Genomic DNA, 15,095 nt, shown 5'->3' with positions numbered 1-15,095 from the left:
CCCTTGATAAACTAGCTAAACCGAACCCAACGTATGACCGCCTGCTCCAACTTTTGACAATTCGTTCCTGACTTTGCGGAGATAACAGTGATCACAGTTCTCGCCATCACCTTTGTTGCGGCAACTGTGGCGCCCTTGATCTTCAGCAAACTGGGCAGGAACGCGTTCTACGCACTGGCAGCAGTCCCGGCGGGCGCATTCATTTGGCTCCTCTTCCAGTACGGACCCGTATATTCCGGTGGCGGCATAGAAGAAGTCCTGCCGTGGATCCCCAGCCTGAAGCTGGAGCTGGCCTTCCGCATGGATCCGTTGGCGTGGGTCATGTCCCTCCTGATCCTCGGAGTGGGCTCACTGGTGCTGGTCTATTGTGCCCGGTACTTCAAGAACACAGACGCGGACCTTGGCGGCTTCGGTGCCCAACTCCTCGCCTTTGCCGGAGCCATGTTCGGCCTGGTGACTTCCGATGACCTCATGATGCTGTTCATCTTCTGGGAACTCACCACTATCCTGTCCTACCTGCTGATCGGCTATGCCCGCACCCGTTTGGCCGCACGCCGCTCGGCGCTGCAGGCGCTGATGGTCACCACCGCCGGTGGCCTCGCGATGCTTGTTGGCCTCATCATCCTTGGCCAGGCAGCCGGGACCTACCGCATTTCGGCCATCCTGGACCAAGCCGGGACACTCATGGCAGGACCCATGCAGGGAGCGGTGACTGCCGCCGTCGTGCTTGTCCTGGCAGGTGCGGTGACCAAATCGGCGCTTGTCCCGTTCCATTTCTGGCTGCCCGGAGCGATGGCCGCTCCCACGCCGGTGAGCGCCTACCTGCATGCTGCGGCCATGGTGAAGGCCGGCATCTACATCGTCGCGCGCCTTGCGCCGGGCTTTTCCGAGTCGGACTTCTGGTTGCCGGTGGTCCTGGGACTCGGGTTGGCCACCATGCTCGTGGGCGGTTACCGCGCTCTTCGACAGACTGACATCAAGCTCATCCTTGCCTATGGAACGGTCAGCCAGCTCGGTTTCCTCACCATGGTGGTGGGCCTCGGCCGACCGGATGCCGCCCTTGCCGGGCTGGGGCTGCTGCTTGCCCACGGCTTGTTCAAGGCCGCGCTGTTCCTCGTAGTGGGCATCATTGACCACCAGTCCGGAACGCGCGATATCCGCAAGCTCTCCGGCGTCTTCCGCTCATCTCGCGCCCTTGGAGTAGTTGCAGCGATCGCCGCAGCGTCCATGGCCGGGGTGCCTCCCTTGGCTGGCTTTGTCGCCAAGGAATCAGTCTTCGAAGCGTTCGTCCACTACGGCACTGGCCATGACGCACCTGCCTGGGGCATCTGGATCCTGGTAGGCCTGGTGATCGGATCCATCCTGACCTTCGCCTATAGCGCCCGCTTCATGTGGGGCGCGTTCGCCACCAAACCCGGCGTGGAGCCCACGCCGTTCAAACCCATTAAGCCCGCTTTCCTTGCCGCGCCGGCCGTTTTGAGCGTCCTCACCATCGCTTACGGTGTGTGGCCCGCGCCGGTGGACACCTGGATCCAGCCTTACGCGGCGTTGTTCGCCGATCGTCCGGACGCCGTCGACGCCGGACACCTGGCTTTGTGGCACGGCATCACCCCGGCGTTGGGCCTGACTGCGGTGACGTTCGCGGCCGGTGCTGCGATGTTCTACGGGCGGAACCTGGTTTCGCGGGCGCAGAGCCTGGTACCCGATTGGGTGGATGGGGACCGCGCCTACCAACACACCATCGGCGCCTTGGACGACATCGCGGTCTGGGTCACGGGCCGTACGCAGCGTGGTTCGCTGTACTTCTACCTCACGGTGATCCTGACCGTTGCCTTCGCGGTGCCGCTGGCGGCATTGATCGCGGCCAACAAGCCACTGCCGGAAGGCATCTACTTCATCGACCCGAACTCCCCTTTGCAGATGGTTGCCGGGGCGGGAATTGTGGTGGGCGCCTTGGCCGCCGTACGAGCCAACAAGCGTTTCCTCGCTGTGCTCATGGTGTCCGTGACCGGCTACGGCATTGCCCTCATGTTCGCTTTGCAGGGCGCTCCGGACCTTGCGCTGACCCAGATGCTGGTGGAAACCATCGTGCTGGTGGCGTTCGTCCTCGCCATGCGCAGCCTCCCCGCTGAGCTGAGGGACAGGACAGGCGGCAGGCTCCGGGTCATCCGGGTGATCATCGGCGCGGCCTTCGGCATCACCATGATTTTCGTGGCGATTTACGCCATGGGTGCCCGCGTAGCCACGCCGATCTCACTGGACTTCCCGCGTCTGGCCTACGAAGGCGGCGGTGGCCTGAACGTGGTCAACGTGACCCTCGTGGACATCCGCGCCTGGGATACCTTCGGGGAGATTTCAGTCCTCGCGATCGCCGCCACCGGTGTCGCCAGCTTGATTTTCGTCCGCAGCCGTGGCGACCGCATCAAGACCTCAGAGGCAGTGCCGGAAGGCAGCGTGGGGCGCCGCACCGGCGTCGACCGTGACTCCCGGGACGGTGCCACGCTGGCCGTGGCCAAAAAGTTCACTGACGTCAGCCGCGACGCGTGGCTGGTGGCAGGTCGCACGCTGGCGCCCGAACGACGCTCCATCATCTTCGAAGTGGTGACAAGGCTGATCTTCCACTCGATGATCGTCTTCTCCATCTACCTGCTCCTCGCTGGCCATAACCTCCCAGGCGGTGGCTTCGCAGGCGGCCTGACCGCGGGCCTCGCCCTGACAATCCGCTACCTCGCGGGCGGTCGGTTCGAGTTGAGCGAAGCAGCGACAGTCAGTGCCGGAACCCTCTTGGGGACGGGACTTGCGACGGCGGCCGCCTCGGGCCTGGTGCCGCTCTTCCTCGGCGGACAGGTGTTCCAGAGCGCGATCATCGAGTTCTGGCTGCCGGTCTTCGGGGACGTCAAATTTGTCACCTCCACCATCTTCGACATCGGCGTATACATCGTGGTGGTGGGCCTGGCGCTCGACGTCCTCCGCAGCCTCGGTGCCGAAATCGATGAGCATTTTGAAGGCCAAGGGGCGCCCCTCGCAGAGGAAGATGCCGCCGGGCACGCCGATCTTGCCGAAGAAGCCGCTGAATCCGCTGCGTCCGGGAAAGGTACCGCATGAGCATCAACCTGACCCTGCTGATCGTCATGGGCGTCCTCTACGCCTGCGGCATCTACTTGATCCTGGAGCGTAGCCTGACCCGGGTGCTGTTGGGTTTGATGCTGTTGGCCAACGCCACCAACATCCTGATCCTGACCACCGGCGGATACGCCGGGTTGGCGCCCTTGTTCACCAAGGAAACCAGCCCGGACGCCTATAGCGATCCTCTGCCCCAAGCGCTGATCCTTACCTCGATCGTCATTTCCTTCGCAGTCACGGCCTTCATGCTGGGCATCATCTACCGGACCTGGGTCCTGGCAAGGCAAGACGAGATCCAGGACGACCTTGAGGACCGCCGCGTTGCCGAGACGCCGAGCTTCGACGCCGAGGACGACGCCATTGTGCCGTTGGAAACCTCGGAGTTCGCCGTCACCCCTGCCAATACCTCGGACCACACTCACCCCGAAGCCACCGAGACCCCCAGCAAGGCACCAAGCCAGGAAGGAGGCAGCGCGTGAATCTCGCAAACCTGTCGCCGCTAGCTGTCCTCCTACCGATTCTGGGTGCCGCGCTGGCGTTCCTGCTGATCCGGCACCACACCGCGCAGCGCGTGGTGAGCATCGGGATCCTGAGTGCAACACTTCTGCTCGAATGCCTGCTCCTGATGTCAGTGTGGGATGGCGGCACAACGTCAGTCACGCTTGGCGGCTGGCTGCCGCCGTGGGGTGTGGTCTTGGTGGTGGACCAGTTCTCCTCGCTCATGCTGGTTGTCTCCACCGTGGTAAGCCTTGCGGTGTTGATCTATGCGACCGGCCAGGGCATGGCCGACGGCGACCAGGAAGCACCTGTCTCGATCTTCCACCCGACCTACCTGATCCTGGTGGCCGGCGTGTCCAATGCCTTCCTTACAGGCGACCTCTTCAACCTTTACGTAGGCTTCGAGATCCTGCTGACGGCAAGCTACGTCCTGATGACCTTGGGTGGGACAGGACCACGCATCCGCGCCGGGGTCACCTACGTTGTGGTTTCCGTGGTGTCGTCCGTGCTGTTCCTCATTGCCATCGCCATGATCTACGGGGCCACCGGGACCATCACCATGGCCGACCTTGCCATCAAACTGGCCGAACTGGACCAAGGCACCCAAAACCTCCTGCACGTGATGCTGCTGGTGGCCTTCGGCATCAAGGCCGCTGTGTTCCCGTTGTCCTTCTGGCTCCCTGACTCCTATCCCACCGCGCCGGCTCCTGTCACTGCCGTGTTCGCCGGGTTGCTGACCAAAGTAGGTGTCTACGCCATGGTCCGCACGGAGACACTCTTGTTCCCGGGGGACACCCTGAATGTTCCGCTCATGGTGGTGGCATTACTGACCATGGTGGTGGGCATATTGGGTGCCTTGGCCCAGAGCGACATCAAACGTCTCCTGTCCTTCACCCTCGTGAGCCACATCGGATACATGGTGTTTGGCCTGGCGATGAGTTCGGTTGCCGGGTTGGGCGCTGCAGTCTTCTACGTTGCCCACCACATCACCGTGCAGACCAGCCTGTTCCTGGTCACAGGTCTCATAGAACGCAGGGGCGGAAGCTCCTCCATTGACCGCCTGGGTGGACTGGCCAAACTCTCACCGCTGCTTGCCCTGCTGTTCTTTGTTCCGGCGATGAACCTCGCGGGCATTCCACCGTTCTCGGGCTTCCTGGGAAAGCTGGGCCTCCTGCAGGCCGGCGTGGAGCTGGGAACACCCCTGGCCATCACCCTGGTGGTGGGTGGCGTGGTCACCAGCCTTCTGACGCTGCTGGCCATCGCCCGTGTCTGGAACAGGGCCTTCTGGCGCAAGCCCGAGGACGCTGAGTACCCGGATCCCGTGCTTCAGACCCCGGGCAACGTAGGGGTTCTGCCGCGGACCATGGTCGGCTCGACGGCAGGCCTTGTGGTGTTCGGCGTCGCCCTGACGGTCTTCGCCGGCCCGCTTTTCCGGGTGGCGGACGGTTCCGCGGGAATCATGCTGGACCGCTCGGCCTATATCCACTCCGTCCTGGGCGATTCCGTTGAGGTGCCGCCCCTTGCGCAACCGGATGAAGTGCAGACGGGTGGTTCCAAATGAGCCGCAAACCGATTTCGTTCCGCACCGAGCTGCCGCTGCTCATTTGGTTGGTCATCGTCTGGGGTGCGCTGTGGCGGGACTTCAGCCCTGGCAACCTCCTGTTCGGTGCCCTGATCGCCGTGTTGGTAGCCAAGCTGTTCTACCTCCCGCCCGTGGAGTTGAGCGGCCGGTTCAACATACTGCGCGCCATTCCCTTCGCGCTGATGTTCCTCGCCAAAGTGGTGGCAGCGAGCTTCCTGGTCCTGTTCCTGGCTGTGGCAAAAGGTCCCAAGGTGCGCAGCGCCGTCGTCGCTGTCCCGTTGCGGAGCCATTCGGACCTGATGGTGACGGCCACCGGGCACGTCATCTCGCTGATACCGGGCTCCCTTGTGGTGGAGGTGGACCGGTCGACATCCACGCTCTACCTGCACGCGCTCAACATCTATGAAGAAGCGGACATCGACAAAATTCGCGACGAAGTCCAAACCATCGAAGCGCGGCTCATCAGGATCATGGGCACGCGCGAAGAAGTCGAAGCATTGAAGGCCGAAATACGTCCGGGAATGGAAGGGGCAACGCGATGAAGGAAACCATTCTCGTGGTCACGGCTGTAATCCTCAGCCTGGCTGCCGCAGGTGCGATCGTCCGCATAGCCATCGGCCCGTCCTTGCTGGACCGAGTGCTGGCGTCAGACGTCCTGCTCGCAATCCTGGGTGCTGCACTCGCGATCGACATGGCGATGAACAGGCACCTCAACAACCTGATGCTGCTGGTAGCCCTGGCCGTGATTGGTTTTATCGGATCGGTGACAGTTGCCCGGTTTGTGGCGGAGCGGAGGGAACAGAACAATGAGTCCTGATCCCACCGGCGTCGATGTCGTGATCGATGGTGTGACCGCCGTGTTCCTGGTGGTGGGCGCCCTGATGTCCCTGGGTGCTGCTATCGGCTTGCTCCGTTTTCCGGACCTTATGAGCCGCATGCACGCTGCCACCAAGCCGCAGGTACTGGGTTTGTTCCTCATGCTTGCCGCCATCGGCCTGCAGATGCGCACCTGGTGGGTGTGGCCGGTCCTGCTGGTGGCATGGATCTTCCAGCTTCTGACGGCGCCCGTTTCTGCCCACATGGTGGGTCGCTCCGCCTACCGCACCAAGCACGGTCACCGCGAGATGCTCACCAAAGATGAACTCGAGGCAGTGGTTCAACGGGCGGCCGCCGGGCAAGAGCCTGGCAACGACCGCTGAACGGCTGCTCATCTGAACGACTGATAGGCAAAAAGCGCGGGGCCACTGATGGTGGCCCCGCGCTTGCATGTTGTCCGGGTGGTGCCTAGACGATGTCCTTGGATTTGGCGAAGCGGGCGATGGCACGCTGCGTCCCGCGGCTGGCGAGTACCTGGATGAGGGTGCTCACGAACGCAGAGATCAAGGCGAATGTCAGGGCCGAGCGCAGGCTCGTCTCCAAGTCATCGTTGCCTGTGGGTGGCTTGTTGCCAGTGGCCTTTTCCCACCCTTTATTGACGAGTTTGGTTCCGACGAAGCCTGCTCCGAGGCTCACTCCGGTACCCAGCAGCTTGAAGAAGAGGTTCATGTCCCCAGCCTAGCCGTAAAGGCCGGGCGGACGCTGTTACCGGCGGTTTTCCCGTTCCTTGAGGAACGCGGCCATGGAACCCACCGGGGCGAGCACCGGAACGACGGTGTGCTCCGCGGACCACACCGCTTCCACTGAGCCGAACCCTGCGATTTCCTTCAGCAGGTAATAGGTGGGCGGCATCAGTTTCAGTGTTCCGGCCGCCTCTGCCGCCAGAATTCCGTCCACTGGCATCCACAGAGACTGCCAGGCCTCAGTGGTTTGGTGCTGGGGCTCAGCCCCTGGCGCAGGCTTGGCGATGTAGAAGTAGGTGTCGAAGCGCTTGGGCATGTCCGTCGGGGTGATCCAGTTGGCCCATGGACGGAGGTCGGCGGAGTGGATGCTCAGGCCCGCCTCCTCCTGGACTTCCCGGAGTGCGGCTGTGAGGACCGTACCCGCGCTCGTGGTCGCCTGCGCAGGATTAGCGCCGATGGAGCTTTGGCGCCACTGGGCCGCGTGGTGTTGAAGCAGCTCCGCGGGGTAGTCCCAGCCGGACGTGTCCGCAGCATCCACCCGGCCTCCCGGGAACACCACCATTCCGGCAGCGAAGTCCATGGTGCTGACCCTGTGCTGGACGAAGGCTTCGAGACCGCCGGGGGCGTTGCGGAGCAGGATGACGCTGGCGGCAAGGCGAGGTTCCGGCGCCGTGGTGTCGCTTGCAGCGTGATCCTGCTTGGGTAGGTCCGTCATGAGATATGCCCCTTTGCCGCGGTCGAGTCTGCTGGATCATTCTCTCAGGTCTCGTTGTGGGGCCTGGTGTGCAGGCCAAAACCGGCGGGAGGGGTGTAGGGCGGGCCTCGCAACGCACGCCTGGAACGCGTCCGGCCCGGGGCGCGCTGATCCGATTGTGACCATAGGCGGGCAACAGGCCAGCGCCCGCCATGGACGCAGGTGTAAACTGAACCCGCCCATCAGGGCAGATTTGATAACGACAGGGGAGCGCCGCCGTCGGACCCTGCAGAGATGCAGGAGACGCGAGGGCGCTGAGAGTGCGGACAGCCGCAGACCCTCGAACCTGATCCGGTTAGTACCGGCGCAAGGGAGTCGAGCTTCTCAGAGTGTCCGGATCCGGGCGGCGCAGGCCGGCTGGAGAATCCGGGTAGCACTTTCCCCTCCTGTACCTCAGGAGGCAGAAAATGACCACGGTAAACGTGAAGAAGACCAGTTATAACTGGCGTGTTGTAGACATCGTTGTGGCGGCTCTGATCGCCATCGCCGGCGGCGTGATCTTCTGGGCCTGGTCCCAGGGCGCTGCGTTGGTATCCATTCCCCTGAACGCGACGTACCCTCCCCTCACAGGCCTGATCGCCGGTGGCTGGATGATCCCCGCGGTCCTGGGCATGCTCATTATCCGCAAGCCGGGCGCAGCGTTGTTCTGCGAAGCCGTCGCTGCCACCGGTGAGCTCATCATGGGCTCGCAGTACGGCACCACAGTGCTGATCTCCGGAGTCCTGCAGGGACTCGGCGCCGAGCTCATCTTCGCCGCTTTCCGCTACAAGAAGTTCAACCTGCCCACGGCCCTCCTCGCCGGCGCGGGCGCAGGCCTCTTCTGCGGCCTGAACGACTCCTTCCTTCCGTGGGGCTGGAACATCGCGTACGAGGCAATCGACAAGCTTGCCTACATCACCTTCACCACCATTTCCGGCGCGATCATCGCAGGCGCACTGTCCTGGGTCGCCACCCGCGGCCTGGCGAAGACCGGCGTCCTGAGCTCCTTCGCGTCGCGCAAGGCCGCTTCGGAGCCAGTCTTCAGCTGATGTCCGCGACTCAAAGCGGCACGGTCAGGCCTGCCGCCATCTCAGCCGAGGGCTGGGGGTGGCGGCATGCCGGCCGGGCCCAGCCTGCCATTGAGGGTCTGGACCTTCGGATCGAACCCGGCGAACGGGTGTTGCTGCTGGGTCCTTCGGGCGCCGGTAAGTCGACCCTCCTGCATGCCTTGGCCGGCGTGCTGGGTGATGAGGAAGACGACTCGGACGAGACCGGCTCCCTGCTGATCGACGGCGTTGCTCCCCGCGAACAGCGTGGCCGCGCCGGCCTGATGCAGCAAGACCCCGAAACCCAGGTGGTCCTCTCCCGCGTGGGTGACGACGTCGCCTTCGGCGCCGAGAACCTGGCCGTGCCGCGGGACGAGATCTGGTCCCGCGTCCATGAAGCGCTCGACGACGTCGGGCTGCGCACCGCTGCCGGCGGCGGTTTGGCCCTGGATCACCCAACGGCGGCACTCTCCGGAGGGCAGAAGCAACGGCTTGCGCTTGCGGGCATTTTGGCGATGCGACCCGGGCTGATCCTGTTGGACGAGCCGACGGCCAACTTGGATCCGGCGGGTGTGCTGGAGGTCCGTGATGCGGTGAAGCGCTGCCTCGATAAGACCGGTGCCACCCTGGTTGTGGTGGAACACCGCGTTTCTGTGTGGAAAGACCTGGTGGACAGGATCGTGGTCCTGCAGCCAGGGTGGGTGGCGGGGTCGAGCGCGGCTGCGGGCGCCGGGCAGGCCGCGGGCGGAGTCCTCTTGGACGGCCCTCCGGAGCAGGTCCTGTCCGAGGCACGCACCATGCTGATGGCGGCTGGCGTGTGGGTGCCGGGATACGTTCCGGCAACCCGGACGCGGCAGAACCGGCCCCAGACTTCCACGCTTCTCCTGGCAGCCCAGGACCTCGCAGTATCCCGGGAAAAACCGCGGCGCAAAGGCTTCAAGACCATCCCGCCTGTTCCCGTGCAAACGGGCATCAGCGCACAGGTCAGGGCTGGCCAGGCCCTGACCATCACGGGACCGAACGGTGCCGGCAAATCCACTTTCGCTCTCACGTTGGCCGGCCTTTTGGCGCCGGTGGACGGTGCGGTGAGTGCCGCCGTCGAGCTTTCCGAGGGGGCGGGTATTGACCCGTTCATGTGGAAAGCTGACCAGTTGATTTCCCGCATCGGGACGGTGTTCCAGGAACCGGAGCACCAGTTTGTCACGGGCAAGGTCCTGGACGAGCTCATGTTTGGCCCCAAGCATCTGGGCCATGGCGAGGAACGCGTGGATGAACTGCTGGAGCGGCTGAGGCTGACGCACCTTGTGGACGCCAATCCCTACACGTTGTCCGGTGGGGAAAAGCGGCGGCTTTCGGTGGCCACGGTTCTGGCGGCGCATCCGAAGGTCCTGGTGCTGGATGAGCCCACATTCGGCCAGGATGCCAACACCTGGGCTGAGCTGGCGTCATTCCTTTCGGAGTTGTTGGACGCCGGAACGGCAGTGGTCTCGGTGACCCACGACCAGGAATTCAGCGCAGTACTCGGGGGAACCGAGCTGCAGCTCGGACCGGTGGCACAGGGCAATGTTGCACATCAGGAAGCGGGTGCGGCATGAGGGACGCACTGAACATCCGCGGAAATCATGCCCTGCTGACGCGTGCAAACCCCTTGGCGAAGTTCGTATCGGTTTTCCTGATTTCCCTGGTACTGGCCCTGTCCATCGACTGGGTGTCGGCGTCCACGGCGCTGGTTGCGGAACTGGCATTGTTCCCGCTGGCCGGGCTTACCCTGCGGCTCTTGTGGCAGCGCGCTTGGCCCCTGATCATCGCGGCGGCGATCGGCGGCTGGAGCACGGCGATTGTGGCGGCGGACAGCGGCGCTGTACTGCTCGACGTCGGACTCTGGTCCATCAGCGAAGGTTCGCTGGAGCTGGGGCTGGGTTTCATGCTGCGCGGTTTGGCGATTGCCCTCCCGGCGATCCTGCTGATGACCTGCACGGATCCGACTGACCTGGCCGATGCGCTGGCGCAGAAAGCAAAGCTGCCGCACCGCTTTGTCCTGGGCTCCCTGGCAGCAATGCGGCTGGTGGGCCTGATGGCGGAGGAGTGGCAGACCATCGGCATGGCCCGCCGTGCCCGCGGCGTGGGTTCGCAGGGCAGCCCCCTCCAGCGGCTGAAGGCCACGCTGGGCCAGAGCTTCGGGCTCTTGGTCCAGGCCGTAAGGAGGGCTTCGCGGCTGGCAGTAACCATGGAAGCGCGCGGCTTCGGCGGAGGTCAGCGAACGTGGGCGCGCGAATCCACGTATTCGATGCTGGATGCCTGGGTGGTCCTTGGCGGTGTGATCATCGCAGCGGGTGCAGTGCTCACGGCTGTAGGCGCTGGAACCTGGAGTTTTGTCTGGCGCTAGCGCTTTCACGCGCTAACGAGCTGGGCACAAGCGTGCCGCCGGCCTGTTGGGGGCGCCGGCGGCACTTCGCCTTGTGTGATGGGGGACTAGGGAGCCTTCTGTTCCTGGATCTCGTCAAAGCCTGCCCGTGTCAGGAACCCCAACTGGGCCTCCTTCTCCGCAAGCTGGATGATAGGTCCCAGCTCAAAGCAGGTGGCTTCCAGACGGCGCAGGGCTTTGGCGTTGCGGGAGTCCGGCTCCACCACGATCCGGTCCTTGCCCGGCAAGGTGAACATGTACTGGATGAGGGCAGTGCCGAGCTTTGGCGTGAAGTGCGGAATGGGCCGCGTGGCCGGAGCGAGCAGCAAGTGCATGCCGATGTCGGCCTCCCGGGCGGGATAGGCCTCGCCGACGGGATCGTGCAGGGGCTCGTACGTTTGGAAGAGTGCCAACGGCTCTCCGTCAAGGACGGCAAGGAACGCGTGGTGGGTCTCCAACGAGTCAAGGAACTCGTAGATCCCCAGGACTTCCTCACGGGAGTTTTCGGTCATTCCCCAGAACTTGGCGCGGGGCTGGGTAACCCACTCGAAGATGAGGTCGATGTCCTCGCCGGGAACCAGCGGAACCAGGCGCAGCTCACCCCATCCTTCGAGGTCTTCTGAGTAGACGGTGGTACGGACGGAGTAGTCCTCGGTGGTGGTGGTCATGATTTCCTTCGGGGGCTGATGCGGTGAACGGGGTTGGTTAGGGAATGTCTGTGGCCAGGGCCGACCAGTCAGTGACCACAGGGGCGAGTTGCCCGGCGGTCCACAGGGGGAGTTGGTCGGCAAAATGCTGGTGGTCCGGCGTACCCGAGGCGCCGAAGGGGACAATCCATCGGCTGTTTCGCCGATCGGACAGGTCCCAAACGTAACGGGCCACGGGCCCACGGAAACTTCGGTCGTCTACTCCGGGGAGGCTTTCGGTGCAGAGGACGCACCCGGTGTCTCCGCTCAGGTCGGCCGTTGGTGCCGGTGACGCGAGGGCGCCGGGGAGGACGTGAACGGGCAGGAGCTTGTGCCGGTCGCCCCAGGTAGAGCCATTGAGCATGGCTTCCTCCAACGCAACGTCTTCAAGCCCGGCCGCAGCTTCCACGCCAACGTTGATGCCAAGCTCGGAGCCGCGGAGCAGGAGGGTCTCCAGGGCAAAACCAACGCGGGATACCACGGACAACCACGGCCCGAACAAAGGGGAGTAGCCGGTGGGCTCGTTCAGCGGAGCAAGGGCGGAGTGCCGCGCGAGGCGCTGTACCAACGCGCCCCGCCACGCTGCGAAAACGGCAGCGCGGTGGCTCCCGGCATCCATGCGGCCATCCCACTCGAACAGCAGCGAACGCAACACCTTGGCCTCACGGGACAAATCGTCGGCATCGATCCCCTCAAGCAGTGACCGGAAGAATGGCCACGGACCCAGCAAGGTGTCCGTGTGGATAGCCTGCATGTCATCCACGGTCAAGGTCCCGGACGGGGCGGCCTCCAGCAAATCGCGGATCCGCAAGGCCCGGTGCGCCGGCGCGAACTCCATGGCTACGGCGTCGCCGCCTCCCGCCGCGCGGTCGTTCGCGCTCACCGCAAACTGCTGGACCTCGGTGCGGGGCAGGATCACATACTGGCCGTCCCACTCATTGCGTGCGGAGAACGCCGGAGCCGGGAGGCGACGGTTTGCGGGATTCCGTTGCGGAACGAGCCCGGCAACGAAATGCCGTACGGCCCCGGAATCGTCCGCGGCCACCACGCTGTTGACCGGCTCCACCCAGGCATCGAAGGCGACCTCGACTTCGGAGACGCTCCGGCTCCGCAGAAGCGGCAGGAGGGCCTCGAAACCCAGCCGCCCTTCAACCCGGGCCGGGAAACGCAGGCTCAGGGCGTCGCCGTCGGACGCTTCAGAGATCACCGAACCGCGCCCCGTCCCGATGACCTCGACGGTCACCGCCTCACCATCGCGGACGCTCATGGTTTCGGTGCTGACGACGGCGGTTTCCCAGCCTTCCGCTCCACGCGCCTCAACGCGCTCGCCGCCCGCATCGGTGACCCGGCGCAGTTCTTCCTCGAAGAGGTCCTGGTAGTCGGCCATGGCATTGGTGATTGCCCAAGCAGTATGGCCGGTCTGCGCGAAGTGCGGGAGGCCGGGAACGCCGGGGAATGCGAAGCCGATCGCGTCGAACTCCGGGCAGGCCAGCCGAACTTGCTGGTACACGCCGGGGAGTTCCATGAGGCGGTGGGGGTCGCCTGCGATCAGGGGGAGGCCGCTGGCCGTGGTCGAGCCGTGCGCGGCCCATGCGTTGCTGCCGGACCAGACCGGGGCTTCGATGCTGAACAGGCTCACGGCTTCATCGCCAAGTGTTCGCGCGACGTGGGCCCTGAAGAGCTTGTTGGGGAACGTTGAGAAGAGGATGTGATGCACCAGGAAGACACCCATCGGCGTCCACGGATTCCATGGCTCCGGGGTACTGGCGGACTCGTCGAACTCGGGGCCGCCGCGGAGCCCGTCCACCAGGGCCTGGTTGACGCCGGCCACATACTGTCCGCACCAACGCTGGGTGGCGGCATCGAGGTTTTCAAAGCAGCGCCGCGCGGTGTCGTCAAGCCGGGCTTGGCGGGCGAACCTGTCCCAGACCACCGCATCCGGGCCCAGCACCTCGGCGGTGCGTCCCTCGGAGCGCCACCGTTCCAGTTCGATCTGCCAGGAGCGGTCAGTGGCCGCATTCATGCCCTGGAGGAAAGCAAGGTCGTCGGCGGAATCGGCCCACAAGTGCGGGATTCCCCACGAGTCTCGGTAGATTCCGGGGCCGCCTGCCGGGGCGGAATTGTGCGTCGGGGCAGGCGTCATAATCTCTGGCCGCTTTCGAGCTTAGGTTAGGCTTACTTAAGCTCAAGATAAATGGCTTTGGCCCCGTTCACAAATCGTGGCCGTTCGTGAAGGAGTGTTGCTTGAAGCGCAATTGGGAAGGCGTCGTCCTCAAAGTCATGGGCGCCAAGGACTTCACCTTGGAAGTCACAGGGAAGGAAGAGATCACCCCGGATTTCCTCCGCGTCCACGTCCGCGACGGCGGCCTCCTGGAGCGCAGCGGCCTGCATCCCACCATGTGGATCCGGCTGTGGTTCGACGATTCCGGCAAGGCACACCAGCGCGCTTACACCTTGGTCAATGCCTCCCCGGCGGCAGGCACGTTCAGCATGGACTTCGCGATGCATAACGGTGTTGCGGCGGATTGGGCCCGTTCCGCCAGTGCCGGCGACACCATCGATGCCACCGTCCAGGGGAGTTCCTTCACCTTCCCGCAACCGTCTCCGCGCCGGATCTGGGTGGTGGGCGACCCCGCCTCCATCCCGGCCATCAATTCGTTGCTGGACGAGCGGCAGCTTTCTGCGGCGGGCGGGGCTCCGGTGAGTGCCTGGCTTGAATACCAGCACGACGCCGACCCCTCGCTTGAAGTGCGGACGTCGGATTCCGACGTCGTCACCTGGATTCCGCGCAAACGCGACGGTGCCGCTTTGGTGGAGGAGGTCTGTGGTGCGCTCACTGCGGAGACTGTTTCCGTGGATAGCGACTTCTTCTGGATTGCCTGCGAAGCCTCCAGCACCCGGGCAATCGTGAAACACCTGCGGAAGACGCTGGGCGTGGACAAACACCGGATCGATGCCCTGGGGTACTGGCGCGTCTAGGAATCGCAGCGTTTCTGCGGCCTTCAGGCGTTACTCGCGCCAGTTGAGGAAGCCCTTTTTCCCCTCCGGTGGGGTGAGGACCACGTCCCGGCCGTACTTCTTCTGTGCGTCAGCGCCGAAAAAGGCATCCGGGACGATGCGGATTGCCTTGGCCACCTTCCCGTCCTTCAGGAAGACGAACAACGTGGGCGAGGCCGTGTAGCGGTTCTCCTTGGTCAGCGGCTCGCCGAAGGCTGCTTCGATGTCCTTGGCCGGCGTTCCCTCCGTCACGAAACCCGCCTGGTCCCACTCGAAGTCCGTGGCGTCAGCCAGTTTCAAGGCCGTGCCGTTCCTCGCGGACTCAAGCACCTGGCTGTTAAGCTTCTCGTTCGATTCGGGCATGACGGATCCTCCTAGTGAACAGGCGGCCAGTGAACAGGCGGCCAGGGCGCAGGCCAGAATAACGGTGAGCAGGCCGGCCAGGGTGGCGCGGCCGGCGGAAGCCC

15 protein-coding genes and 1 riboswitch are annotated in these 15,095 nt (G+C 64.3%); of the genes, 10 read left to right on the top strand and 5 right to left on the bottom strand.

Translation table 11 applies throughout. The features are described from left to right. Positions 1 to 87 precede the first annotated feature (87 nt). Genes J3D46_RS01615 through mnhG form a run of 6 tightly spaced genes read left to right on the top strand, consistent with a single transcriptional unit; the run spans position 88 to position 6,402 of the window. Complete coding sequence (locus J3D46_RS01615; protein WP_231338495.1) at positions 88 to 3,105, top strand: Na+/H+ antiporter subunit A; 3,018 nt, start codon at positions 88 to 90, stop codon at positions 3,103 to 3,105. Next, on the top strand, positions 3,102 to 3,602 hold the full coding sequence (locus J3D46_RS01610) for a Na(+)/H(+) antiporter subunit C (RefSeq protein WP_231338496.1): 501 nt from the start codon (positions 3,102 to 3,104) through the stop codon (positions 3,600 to 3,602). Before J3D46_RS01615 ends, J3D46_RS01610 begins: the two co-directional genes overlap by 4 nt. Beyond that, entirely contained in the window at positions 3,599 to 5,182 is a 1,584-nt protein-coding gene (locus J3D46_RS01605; protein WP_231338497.1) for a Na+/H+ antiporter subunit D, read from the top strand. Before J3D46_RS01610 ends, J3D46_RS01605 begins: the two co-directional genes overlap by 4 nt. Continuing rightward, positions 5,179 to 5,745 carry a Na+/H+ antiporter subunit E gene (locus tag J3D46_RS01600; RefSeq protein WP_231338498.1) on the top strand — a complete coding sequence of 189 codons (567 nt, stop codon included), beginning with the start codon at positions 5,179 to 5,181 and terminating at the stop codon, positions 5,743 to 5,745. Before J3D46_RS01605 ends, J3D46_RS01600 begins: the two co-directional genes overlap by 4 nt. Further along, positions 5,742 to 6,020 (top strand): monovalent cation/H+ antiporter complex subunit F, encoded by a 279-nt coding sequence (locus J3D46_RS01595; RefSeq protein WP_159708190.1) that lies wholly within the window; start codon positions 5,742 to 5,744, stop codon positions 6,018 to 6,020. Before J3D46_RS01600 ends, J3D46_RS01595 begins: the two co-directional genes overlap by 4 nt. Next, positions 6,010 to 6,402, top strand: a complete 393-nt coding sequence (gene mnhG, locus J3D46_RS01590) for a monovalent cation/H(+) antiporter subunit G (protein ID WP_231338499.1) — start codon at positions 6,010 to 6,012, stop codon at positions 6,400 to 6,402. The genes J3D46_RS01595 and mnhG overlap by 11 nt, the downstream gene beginning before the upstream one ends. A gap of 85 nt (positions 6,403 to 6,487) precedes the next feature. Here mnhG and J3D46_RS01585 read toward each other — a convergent pair whose 3' ends face one another. Then, positions 6,488 to 6,748 carry a DUF4235 domain-containing protein gene (locus J3D46_RS01585; protein ID WP_231338500.1) on the bottom strand — a complete coding sequence of 87 codons (261 nt, stop codon included), beginning with the start codon at positions 6,746 to 6,748 and terminating at the stop codon, positions 6,488 to 6,490. 36 nt (positions 6,749 to 6,784) lie between these two features. Continuing rightward, on the bottom strand, positions 6,785 to 7,477 hold the full coding sequence (locus J3D46_RS01580; protein ID WP_231338501.1) for an NUDIX hydrolase: 693 nt from the start codon (positions 7,475 to 7,477) through the stop codon (positions 6,785 to 6,787). 233 nt (positions 7,478 to 7,710) lie between these two features. After that, positions 7,711 to 7,847: riboswitch (TPP riboswitch) on the top strand. 76 nt (positions 7,848 to 7,923) lie between these two features. Here J3D46_RS01580 and J3D46_RS01575 point away from each other — a divergent pair. The 3 genes from J3D46_RS01575 to J3D46_RS01565 are packed head-to-tail and all read left to right on the top strand — an operon-like array spanning position 7,924 to position 10,927. Further along, on the top strand, positions 7,924 to 8,544 hold the full coding sequence (locus J3D46_RS01575) for an ECF transporter S component (RefSeq protein WP_231338502.1): 621 nt from the start codon (positions 7,924 to 7,926) through the stop codon (positions 8,542 to 8,544). Then, complete coding sequence (locus tag J3D46_RS01570) at positions 8,544 to 10,136, top strand: ABC transporter ATP-binding protein (protein ID WP_231338503.1); 1,593 nt, start codon at positions 8,544 to 8,546, stop codon at positions 10,134 to 10,136. Before J3D46_RS01575 ends, J3D46_RS01570 begins: the two co-directional genes overlap by 1 nt. Beyond that, entirely contained in the window at positions 10,133 to 10,927 is a 795-nt protein-coding gene (locus tag J3D46_RS01565; protein ID WP_231338504.1) for an energy-coupling factor transporter transmembrane protein EcfT, read from the top strand. The genes J3D46_RS01570 and J3D46_RS01565 overlap by 4 nt, the downstream gene beginning before the upstream one ends. Before the next feature lie 86 nt (positions 10,928 to 11,013). Here J3D46_RS01565 and J3D46_RS01560 read toward each other — a convergent pair whose 3' ends face one another. Next, positions 11,014 to 11,613, bottom strand: a complete 600-nt coding sequence (locus J3D46_RS01560; protein WP_231338505.1) for a GNAT family N-acetyltransferase — start codon at positions 11,611 to 11,613, stop codon at positions 11,014 to 11,016. A 37-nt stretch (positions 11,614 to 11,650) separates the two neighbouring features. Beyond that, positions 11,651 to 13,774 (bottom strand): penicillin acylase family protein, encoded by a 2,124-nt coding sequence (locus J3D46_RS01555; protein WP_253464728.1) that lies wholly within the window; start codon positions 13,772 to 13,774, stop codon positions 11,651 to 11,653. A 101-nt stretch (positions 13,775 to 13,875) separates the two neighbouring features. Between J3D46_RS01555 and J3D46_RS01550 the strand changes: the two genes are divergently transcribed. After that, positions 13,876 to 14,610, top strand: a complete 735-nt coding sequence (locus J3D46_RS01550) for a siderophore-interacting protein (protein WP_231338507.1) — start codon at positions 13,876 to 13,878, stop codon at positions 14,608 to 14,610. A 30-nt stretch (positions 14,611 to 14,640) separates the two neighbouring features. Here the strand turns inward: J3D46_RS01550 and J3D46_RS01545 are convergent, their stop codons facing one another. After that, positions 14,641 to 14,991 (bottom strand): hypothetical protein, encoded by a 351-nt coding sequence (locus tag J3D46_RS01545; RefSeq protein WP_231338508.1) that lies wholly within the window; start codon positions 14,989 to 14,991, stop codon positions 14,641 to 14,643. Between the last annotated feature and the right edge of the window lie 104 nt (positions 14,992 to 15,095).

It is taken from the genome of Paenarthrobacter sp. A20 (assembly GCF_024168825.1).
Taxonomy (GTDB): domain Bacteria; phylum Actinomycetota; class Actinomycetes; order Actinomycetales; family Micrococcaceae; genus Arthrobacter.
This window is presented reverse-complemented; position numbering and strand designations above follow the sequence as displayed.

Coding starts and splice junctions, on each gene's coding strand:
- J3D46_RS01610 (WP_231338496.1), top strand. CDS start 3,102: ATGAGCATCAACCTGACCCTGCTGATCGTCATGGGCGTCCTCTACGCC.
- J3D46_RS01600 (WP_231338498.1), top strand. CDS start 5,179: ATGAGCCGCAAACCGATTTCGTTCCGCACCGAGCTGCCGCTGCTCATT.
- J3D46_RS01595 (WP_159708190.1), top strand. CDS start 5,742: ATGAAGGAAACCATTCTCGTGGTCACGGCTGTAATCCTCAGCCTGGCT.
- mnhG (WP_231338499.1), top strand. CDS start 6,010: ATGAGTCCTGATCCCACCGGCGTCGATGTCGTGATCGATGGTGTGACC.
- J3D46_RS01585 (WP_231338500.1), bottom strand. CDS start 6,748: ATGAACCTCTTCTTCAAGCTGCTGGGTACCGGAGTGAGCCTCGGAGCA.
- J3D46_RS01580 (WP_231338501.1), bottom strand. CDS start 7,477: ATGACGGACCTACCCAAGCAGGATCACGCTGCAAGCGACACCACGGCG.
- J3D46_RS01575 (WP_231338502.1), top strand. CDS start 7,924: ATGACCACGGTAAACGTGAAGAAGACCAGTTATAACTGGCGTGTTGTA.
- J3D46_RS01570 (WP_231338503.1), top strand. CDS start 8,544: ATGTCCGCGACTCAAAGCGGCACGGTCAGGCCTGCCGCCATCTCAGCC.
- J3D46_RS01565 (WP_231338504.1), top strand. CDS start 10,133: ATGAGGGACGCACTGAACATCCGCGGAAATCATGCCCTGCTGACGCGT.
- J3D46_RS01560 (WP_231338505.1), bottom strand. CDS start 11,613: ATGACCACCACCACCGAGGACTACTCCGTCCGTACCACCGTCTACTCA.
- J3D46_RS01555 (WP_253464728.1), bottom strand. CDS start 13,774: ATGACGCCTGCCCCGACGCACAATTCCGCCCCGGCAGGCGGCCCCGGA.
- J3D46_RS01545 (WP_231338508.1), bottom strand. CDS start 14,991: ATGCCCGAATCGAACGAGAAGCTTAACAGCCAGGTGCTTGAGTCCGCG.